Genomic DNA, 9,588 nt, shown 5'->3' on the forward strand with positions numbered 1-9,588 from the left:
TTAATTCTTTTCTTTTTTAGTTTGAGGGATTGTAAAACTAAAGGTTGTTCCCTGTTCTATTTTACTTTTCACCCTAATTTTTCCTTGGTGGGCATGGATTATATTTTTAGCGATTGCAAGACCAAGACCTGTACCTTTTTTCTGTTTATTTCTTGTACGTGACTTATCTGCTTTATAAAATCGTTCAAAAACAAACGGTAAATCCTCTTCAGGAATACCACTTCCATTGTCAGCAATTTCTGCGCGGAATTCAGATTCATCACTTTCAACTGAAACGTGCACATACCCTTGTTCACCAATATGGCGGATTGCGTTATCAATCAAGTTGGTAAAAACTTGTTCCACTCGGTCTCCATCGAATGTTACCTCGCCTTTTTCAACTTTCATCGTAAGCTTCAGCTCTACTTGATTTTCTTCAGCAATTGGTTGAAATTTTTTTATGATTCTCTGGATATACTTTTCAATTTCTAATGTCTCTACGTTCAATTGAATATGTCCAGCTTCCATTCTTGCCAAATCCAATAACTCATTAACAAGTCTGCTCATCCTTAACGATTCGTCATGAATGATTGCCGCAAGTTCATTTTTATCTTCTTTTGTTTCAGCAACATCGTCGACAATTGCTTCACTGTAGCCTTGCAATAAAGATATTGGTGTACGCAATTCATGAGAGACATTTGCCACAAAGTCTTTCCGCAGCTTATCCAACTTTCTCTCTTCCGTCATATCCCTAATTACAGCTACCGCACCACGTACATGGTTTTCATCGTATAATGGAGTCATGAGCATAACATAATCTCTTCCTTGCATATGCATCTCCCGCACGATTTCAGATTCACCTTCAATAACTCTCTGCAATGCTTGTCTTAATTCATCTGGCAATTTCTGATTAAGATCTTTTGGATTAATATTGTTTTCAAAATACCAATCTTCAATATACTTTTCTGCAGGCGGATTAATAACGATCACATCTTCATTACGATTGAGCGTGATTACTCCGTCTGCCATTGAATTAACGATACTTGAAAGCTGCTCTTTTTCCTGATTCAATGCGTTAATGTGGTATTTTAATTGTCTCCCCATACGATTAAATTCACGTGCTAAATCACCGAGTTCATCGTGAGTCAACACTGGAACTTTTGTATTAAACTCACCTCTTGTCAAGTCTGCTGCTGCTTCACGCATTTTAATTAATGGTGAAGTAATCCTCGTTGAGAGGAAGACTGCAAAGAAAATAGTCAATACAATTGCAAAGCCTGCAGCTATAAGAATGATTCTCTGGGTTTCTGCTTTTGTTTGATTAATCACATCAAGTGATTGGTAGATAAATACCGCTCCCTCGTTTAGAAGCGGTTTACCCACTATAATCGCAGTCGTATCTTGTTCTGGTAGAACAACCAGTTCTTTCACTTCACGATTTAACGTAAAAACTTCCGATAGTTCTGGTTTGTTCTTGATCCAATACAAGCTGATATCACTCAATTCACTGTCTGTGCTAGTTGATAACCAATAGTCACCCGTAGGATACAGAATTGCGATACGAGCGGAAGGATCTTTAAATAGTTCAGCAGATTCTTGGATAAATGTACGATTATCTTGCTGATCAATAATCGTCGCAACCCTCGAAGCGGTTTCCAACATAGTTGCTTCCGCTTCATGGATATAAAAATTTTCAAAGAACTGCATTAACAGTAAGGAGAGAATAAATAAAACAAAGAAAACTAGAAGAATAATCGTTAATGCCAATTTAATGACAATATTATTGCGCCAGACCATTATTCTCCCTCAACAACTTCAAATTTATAACCTACACCCCAAACAGTAACAATCATTTTTGAAGCCTTCTCTGAGACAGAACTCAATTTCTCTCTAAGTCGCTTCACATGAGTATCAACGGTTCTTAGATCACCAAAAAACTCATACTGCCATACTTCTTTTAATAAGGTTTCTCGTGTAAATACTTTATCGGGAGATTTCGCTAAAAAGCATAACAGTTCGTATTCTTTCGGAGTTAAATTCACTTCTTGATCATCTGCAGTTACCCGATGAGCATCGTAATCAATAGTTAAGTGAGGATATACGAGGACATCCCTGGCCGAACCATCTGCATTAGTAAATGTAGAAGTACCGACTCTCCGAAGAATTGCTTTAATTCTTAATACAACCTCTCTTGGACTAAATGGTTTAACAATATAGTCGTCGGCCCCAACCTCGAATCCTTGAACTCGATTGGATTCCTCTCCTTTTGCCGTCAACATAATAACCGGAGTTGTTTTATGCTTTCTTAGTTCTTCACATACCTCTATACCATCCATTTCCGGCATCATTAGATCAAGAATAATACAATCATAATCTTCCTCTAAAGCCATTTCTAATGCGTCATGGCCGTTATCAGCTTCATCAATAATATAATTTTCCCTTTCTAGATACATCCTGACCAATCTGCGTATTCTATCTTCATCATCTACAACTAATATTTTTAAGTCCTTTTCCATTCATAAACCCCCTATAAACTCTATTCCATCATTCAAAAATTTAGTAGGAAAGTAAGAACATTCAATAATCCATATCCTATTCCATTATCTATTATTATAAATGAATATAGTAAAAAAGTATAAGAAAAGAGACAAGGCGGCAGCATTCCGTAGAATAGCGCTTTGTCTCTTTTATTTATGCATAAGAATGTAAACCTGCAAGTACCAGATTAACTACAATAAGGTTGAACATTATAATACCGAAACCTACTACAGCAAGCCATCCTGATTTTTCACCATGCCAACCTCTGGATAATCGTAAGTGGAGAAACGCTGCATAGAAGAACCAAGTTATCAATGCCCATACTTCTTTCGGGTCCCAGCCCCAGAATCTTCCCCAGGCGATTTGTGCCCAAATAGCTGCAAATATGAGGCCTCCTAAAGTGAATATAGGGAATCCGATAGCAACTGCCCGGTACATAATTTCATCTAAAAAATCTGCTTTTACATTTCTCAATAATGGTTGTAATGCTGCTCCTACACGTTTTCTTAATATAAGAACGGTTAATAGATAAATAATTGTTCCACTAAATACCGACCAAATAACGGTATTAAATTTCCTTCCAGCATCCGCACCTTGCATCCAAGTCGGTGCTTCAAACCAAGGCTCCATTACCTCTTCAGTAATTAAGACTCCATTATTCGGAGCCGCAATTGCCGGTAAGTGGTATTCAGTAGTAACCATTTGCGTTCCTTCCTGATATTCAAAAGTAGCCTTATATCCCATTATATTAAATACTGTAGTTATTACGATAAAGCCTATAAATAGGAATGCTGTGTAAAGAATAACCTCCAGCCAAGTATTTTTACTCGTACGTTTTGACTGATCGATTTCCTTTATTAAATACATCAACCCGGCAACAAAACTAATAAATAAAATACCTTGTCCAATTGCCACTGTTGAAACATGAATATATAACCAGTGGCTATTCAAAGATGGTACAAGTGGAGCAACTTCCGATGGAAACATACTTGCATATGCGATGATCAACATTGCAATCGGTAATGCAAATAGTCCTAAAAAGCTAAGTCGATACATAAAATAGATAATGATAAATGCCAGGATCATTGCCATTCCTAAGAAAGTTACAAATTCAAACATATTGCCTAATGGTGCATGTCCACTAGACATCCATCTTGTGATAAAATATCCAAAATGGGATAAGAAACCTAGTATAGTTATCGTGATTGCGATATTCCCTGATATTCCTTTTTTCTTTACTTTACTATCTTTTTGGCGAATGGTCGCCCCAAAGAATAGCGTCGCTATTAAATATAAAATAAAAGCAGCATATAACAAATTGCCACTAAGACTTACTAAATCCATCAAAACACCCTCCTAAAGAAGTTAGTGGACTAGACAAATAGGTAGTTATTTGTCTAGTTCTTGTCTATCTTCAACCATTTTTATATTCGTTTGCTCAATAGCTTTCTCTATATCTTTTGATAAACCGAACCAGTTTTTATTTGTATGTCCAGCCAGCAAGACTCCATCAGCTTTTGGATGAATCCAAACTCTTCGATGTTGCCAATACATACCTTGGATGACACCAATCATGAAAATTGCAGCACCAATACCAAAGAATATAAGTGTACGGTCGACTCTTAACGTCAGTCCACTAACATAATGGGTATCAAAATCTTGTATTGCAACTTTATAATCATTTTCTCCCGTCGCATCGATATTTCTACCAATTCCTAAGAAACTCACTTCCGGCTCAGATGCATCTGGTGGATAAACGACTACGACAAATGCTGGGTTTCTAGGGTAATTGGTTTCAGATGCTGGTACTCCTTCATCCGTTAAATAATAGTCAGGATAATATTGGTCAAGCACTACTCGGAAACCGCTGTCTAATATGTATTCGGATTCCGGGTTAAATAAATCGATTGTAAATGAGTCAATGGCAGTTGCTTCTTCATCATTTGTTTCATGAATTTTAAACGTCATACTTCGAAATTCATTCTGCTGATACCCCGACTGATATAACGTATAGCCATCAAATTTTGCAGGTTTATTCATTTGAATAGAATCATCTAAAATAGGTTCTAGTTCTGGTTCTGCACCTGGGATGTCTTGTTTAGCCTTATAAATCACAACATCGGTTTGGTAATTGCTTGCTACCATTCCACCCGAAGCAATAGCATCCCTAAAACGATCATCATCTGGGTCATGCATTTCTAATAAGAATTGTTCATTTTCAATATAATACTCACCTTTTGTACCAGGGATGACAATAGTCTCCCCTTCTCTTACCCAGACATATTCGTCTGTAAACATAATTGGTGTCGTACGTAAAATTGCTGCAAGCAGTATGATAATTAGCCCAATATGATTGACATACGGACCCCATCTTGAGAATCTTCCCTTTTCCGCAAGAATATGTCCGTTCTCTTCAGTAATTTTATAACGTTGTTGCTTCAACTTTGCTTTAACTTGTTCTATTTCTTCCTGAGATACTTTTTCGGTCTCACTGTAGAAACGTTGTCTATTAAGAAAAGTTTCATGTCTCTTAGGTTTTTGAATTCTCAATGCTTTATATAATGGTATAAAGCGATCAAGACTGCAAATAACTAATGATACACCAATCAAACCTAATAAAACTAAATACCACCATGAATCGTACATTTCATGGAATCCTAGTTGATAATAAATTTTACCGATTAATCCAAATTGATCTTCATAATAAATTGCTGGGTCACGTGATGTTGCATTTGCCGGAATAAATTGCGATTGCGGAAACAATGTTCCAATCATTGATGCAACTAATGCAACGACAATCAGCCAAACCCCTACTTTCACAGAAGAGAAAAAACTCCAAACTTTATCGATAAATGATTTCCGATATGTCTGCGAACGACGAGCGGTACCTTCATAACGCATGTTAAGGAGCATCTTTTTATCATTTCCATCGATATGCTGGTTGCCTTCAATCGGTTTTCCGCATGCTTCACAAAGTACCGTTCCCTCTGGATTCACATGCCCACATTCACACTTAATCTTATTCATTTGCATCCCTCTCAGTTGTTCATATCAAACTTGGAATAGACTTATCACTTAAGCATCCATTTGATAGAATAATAAGCTAAGCTAATTACAAGCTCCTTTACTCGGGCGTAATTTCGTTCAAATAACCTTCCAATAAATCTAAGGTTAACGCCCCATTTACTATATCCTTTATCTCACCATCTGGGCTAATGAAAAATGTACTTGGAATTGGACCAACTTTATATAAATCCCTAATTTCTCCATTGCGATCATGAGGAATAGGGAATGTCAGATCATAACGATCGATAAACTGGTCAACGACAAGTTCTGTACTATCCAGACTTACAGCAACAATTTCTACACCTTTCTCCTTATATTCAGGATATAATTCCTGCATATAGGGCATCTCTGCTTCACATGGTTTACACCATGTAGCCCAAAAGTTCAGCATTACTCCTTTACCTTCCAAATCACTTAAGCGAACCGTCTCCAATTCGTTATTATCACTAATCTGCTGCAATTGAAAGTCTGGTGCTTGATCTCCAGCCCTATACACCGTATTATCTTTTTGAAGATTAGTGACTATCGCAAAAACAAGTGCACCAACAAGTACTGCCAAAATAGCTCCTCTATATATCAGTCTGTTGCGTTTTTTCCTTTGCTTTTTTTGATGCGCTTTCTCTAAATTCAAGTAAATCACTCCCAGTGTATTATACCATTATCATACCGATGACCAATGGTAAATACTGTGTCTAAAATGGTACAATTTCATGTAGCTTTATTTCTGATTTGCTTCACTTCTTTCGGAGTCAACGCTCTAGTTTCACCAGGCACCAGACCATCCAAGGTGAGGTTGCCATACCTTTCCCTCTTAAGTTTTTGTACTGGATACCCGAGCGCTTCCATCATTCTTCTCACATGTCGATTTTTGCCCTCGATTAAAGTCAACTCTAATAACATGGAATTCTTTTTACGATCTACGGACAATATTTTGTACCGAACCGCTTTTAGCAAATCCTTATCTGACTTCACACCTTTTCTAAGCTGAGCGAGCTCTTCTTTACTTGGTATTCCCCGGAGCTTTGCAACATAGACCTTTTCGACTCCATGACTAGGGTGCATCAGTAGATTTGCAAACTCCCCGTCATTTGTTAACAGTATAAGACCTGAACTGTCATAGTCGAGACGGCCAATCGGGTAAATCCTTTCTTCAACTTCCGGGAAAAAATCAAGTACTGTTTTCCTGCCTTTATCATCTTTGACGCTCGAGATGACACCTCTCGGCTTGTACAACATGTAATATACTGGAGCCTCCTTTTCAAGAGGTACACCATCCACTTCAATTTCATCTTGAGGGCCCACTTTAGTTCCTAAAGTGGTTACGATCTGATTATTTACTTTAACCTTACCTTCTACAATCAATTGTTCTGCTTTCCTTCTAGACGTAAGGCCACTTTGTGCAATCACTTTTTGTAGTCTTTCTTCCGCCATTTCATCATCATCCTATAATTTATTTTATTTCGATACACCAGCTCGTAACAATTCATTGGAATGAGTTCTTTTTAATAAAACAATAATAGCGTTTAATACATTAAACGCTACAAATTAGCTTATCCAAATACGAGTGTAACTATCACAATCGAAACAATTATACCAACCAAATCCGCTAATAGTCCAACCTTAAGTGCGTATCGCATTCTTTTGATTCCGACCGCACCAAAATAAATTGTCAATATATATAACGTGGTATCCGTGCTTCCTTGCATAGTGGAAGCGACTCTCCCAATAAAAGAATCAGGGCCATAGGTTTGAATCAATTCAGTTGTCATACCGAGGGCGGCTGTACCTGAAATCGGTCGTATTAATGCGAGGGGCAGGACTTCTGGTGGAAATCCCAATAAAGTCAGGACAGGTGCCAGGAGGCCTATCAAAGCATCTAATGCACCAGAACTTCGTAAAATGGTGATAGCTACAATCATACCTACTAAAAAAGGAAGTAAAGAAAATGCCATCTTGACACCTTCCTTTCCTCCTTCAACAAACAATTCATAACTGGGAAGTTTTTTCCAGGATGCTGTAACTAACACAATTAGTAGAAAACAAGGTATAAACCACATGCTGAGTGTTGTCATCCAACTCATAGCTATTTCCTCCGAGACTCTTTTTTATAGTAGTACCTGTCGATCAACACAGCACTTGTGACACCAGCAAGGGAAGCTATTAATGTAGTTGCGACGATTTCGGTTGGAGAAGTGGAATTATATTGCATCCGAATCGCAATGACTGTCGTTGGTATTAGTGTGAGACTGGAAGTATTTATTGCCAAAAAGGTAATCATCGACCGAGAAGCGACATCAGAACCACTTAACTTTTTCATTTCTTGCATCGCCTTTATTCCCAAAGGTGTTGCAGCGTTTCCTAATCCAAAAAAGTTTGCAGTGAAGTTGGAGAGAATATAGCCCATTGCCGGATGGTCTTTTGGTATTTCAGGAAAAATTTTAACAATCATCGGTCGCATGATTTTGGTGATAACTTTTAAAATCCCCGCGGCTTCTGCAATTTTCATTACACCAAGCCAGAATACTAGAATACTAATTAAACCTATCGATAATGTAACTGCTTCACCTGCGCTCTCAATAATTGCTTTATTGACTTCGTCCATCGTCCCATTGAATATAGCAAACAGGATGCCAAAAATTATCATACATGCCCAAATTAAGTTTACCATGGTTCGATCCCTACCATTTTCCGGAAGACAGAAGAGAGAGATGACATAAGTCGGTTGTTCGGTTCCTGAACAAACGCCGTATCATCAAACTCTGAATCATTTAACTTTAATTCTTCACCTTCTTTATCATTCCTTTCATCCAATTCATCAAAGCCCCATTCAAAGAGTGAAATATGATCGTTCCAATCATTTGGTCCATTTAAGGTTACAGCAATCAAAGAGTTTCCATCCTTTTCTGCAGTTGTCACCAATGTTCTGCCCGTCCGTCTTGTATATCCTGTCTTTCCTCCGGAGGCATGGGAGTAGTAACCTGTGACAAGTTTATGTTTATTCCGCCAACTATACGATCGATTTTCCGATAAATAGCTTACTGCTCCACTAATCTCTTTGAAATGTTCATTATTCATTGCTTCTTTTGTTAAAATTGCCATATCATACGCACTGGAATAATGTTCTTCGTCATCCAAACCATGAGGATTTTTGAAGTTGGTGTTGTCCATGCCAAGCCATCTTGCCTTTTCATTCATTAAATAGACAAACCCCTCTTCACTTTCACCTATGTGCTCAGCTATAGCAACTGCTGCATCATTACCAGAACGTAGCATCAAACCGTATACAAGATCTTTAATTTTAATTTTTTCACCTTGCTCTAAGTAAATCGATGAGCCTTCGGTATAAACAGCTTTTCTCGATACAGTCGTTGTTTCCTCCATTTTGCCGGATTCAATAGCAAGAATTGCTGTCATAATTTTAGTTATACTTGCAATAGGACTTTCTTCAAAAGCTTCTTTTTCAAATAATATTTCACCCCGTTCCGCATCCATTAATATTGCATGTTCTGCAGAAACATCTGGGGCAGCCTGTCCACTTCCAAGGAATAAGAAAAACAGCGAAACGCTTGATAAAATTCCCAACACTACTCGCATGCCAATAATCCTCCTAGCTTCGTTCTCTAATTCATTCTATGCAACGAGGATTTCCTTATATGCAAAGGAATTTGTTTTCGCAGATGATTATAAGTCGGAAATCGATGACTTTTTAATAGATGTATTGTAGTGCTATTTATTATGTATATTAAGTTAGATTGTAACGTTGGGCTGTAGTCAGAACGAAGGGAAGAGACTTTACTGAGGTTTACAGAGGGAAAATATGGGGTGACTCCAATGAAAAGGCCATGTAAGAAAGGCTTGGCCTTCATAAAAGGAGTCTATTTTAATTATTTTCAAAAGGATTATCATTGTTATCGGGCTTGTCAAATAAAGTGTGTAAGTCCCCATTTACTCAAGGTACTTTAACACCCTATCTTTCAGTTCATCATGAAGAAGAAGCTGGTTCAT

General features: G+C 37.6%; 9 protein-coding genes. All 9 read right to left on the reverse strand.

The annotated features are described in order from the left end of the window. A complete protein-coding gene (locus ACFSBH_RS12010) occupies positions 1–1,776 on the reverse strand; it encodes an ATP-binding protein (protein WP_379597695.1) in 1,776 nt (591 codons plus the stop codon). After that, positions 1,776–2,495, reverse strand: coding sequence for a response regulator transcription factor (locus ACFSBH_RS12015; protein ID WP_251510247.1), 720 nt, complete (start codon positions 2,493–2,495; stop codon positions 1,776–1,778). The genes ACFSBH_RS12010 and ACFSBH_RS12015 overlap by 1 nt, the downstream gene beginning before the upstream one ends. 175 nt (positions 2,496–2,670) lie before the next feature. Continuing rightward, positions 2,671–3,861 carry a c-type cytochrome biogenesis protein CcsB gene (ccsB, locus tag ACFSBH_RS12020; RefSeq protein WP_379597697.1) on the reverse strand — a complete coding sequence of 397 codons (1,191 nt, stop codon included), beginning with the start codon at positions 3,859–3,861 and terminating at the stop codon, positions 2,671–2,673. A gap of 45 nt (positions 3,862–3,906) precedes the next feature. Further along, entirely contained in the window at positions 3,907–5,544 is a 1,638-nt protein-coding gene (resB, locus tag ACFSBH_RS12025) for a cytochrome c biogenesis protein ResB (protein WP_379597699.1), read from the reverse strand. A gap of 97 nt (positions 5,545–5,641) precedes the next feature. Beyond that, positions 5,642–6,214 carry a thiol-disulfide oxidoreductase ResA gene (gene resA / locus ACFSBH_RS12030; RefSeq protein ID WP_379597701.1) on the reverse strand — a complete coding sequence of 191 codons (573 nt, stop codon included), beginning with the start codon at positions 6,212–6,214 and terminating at the stop codon, positions 5,642–5,644. Positions 6,215–6,291: 77 nt separating this feature from the next. Next, positions 6,292–7,014: a pseudouridine synthase gene (locus tag ACFSBH_RS12035; RefSeq protein WP_379597703.1), complete on the reverse strand. Its 723-nt coding sequence runs from the start codon at positions 7,012–7,014 to the stop codon at positions 6,292–6,294. A 119-nt stretch (positions 7,015–7,133) separates the two neighbouring features. Further along, positions 7,134–7,664, reverse strand: coding sequence for a spore maturation protein (locus ACFSBH_RS12040; protein WP_251510242.1), 531 nt, complete (start codon positions 7,662–7,664; stop codon positions 7,134–7,136). Positions 7,665–7,666: 2 nt separating this feature from the next. Beyond that, the gene (locus ACFSBH_RS12045) at positions 7,667–8,251 is read right to left on the reverse strand and encodes a nucleoside recognition domain-containing protein (RefSeq protein WP_379597705.1); all 585 of its coding nucleotides are present in this window, start codon (positions 8,249–8,251) and stop codon (positions 7,667–7,669) included. Beyond that, positions 8,245–9,177: a D-alanyl-D-alanine carboxypeptidase family protein gene (locus tag ACFSBH_RS12050; protein ID WP_379597707.1), complete on the reverse strand. Its 933-nt coding sequence runs from the start codon at positions 9,175–9,177 to the stop codon at positions 8,245–8,247. Before ACFSBH_RS12050 ends, ACFSBH_RS12045 begins: the two co-directional genes overlap by 7 nt. Positions 9,178–9,588 lie beyond the last annotated feature (411 nt).

This window comes from Oceanobacillus luteolus (assembly GCF_042678205.1).
GTDB lineage: Bacteria > Bacillota > Bacilli > Bacillales > Amphibacillaceae > Oceanobacillus > Oceanobacillus luteolus.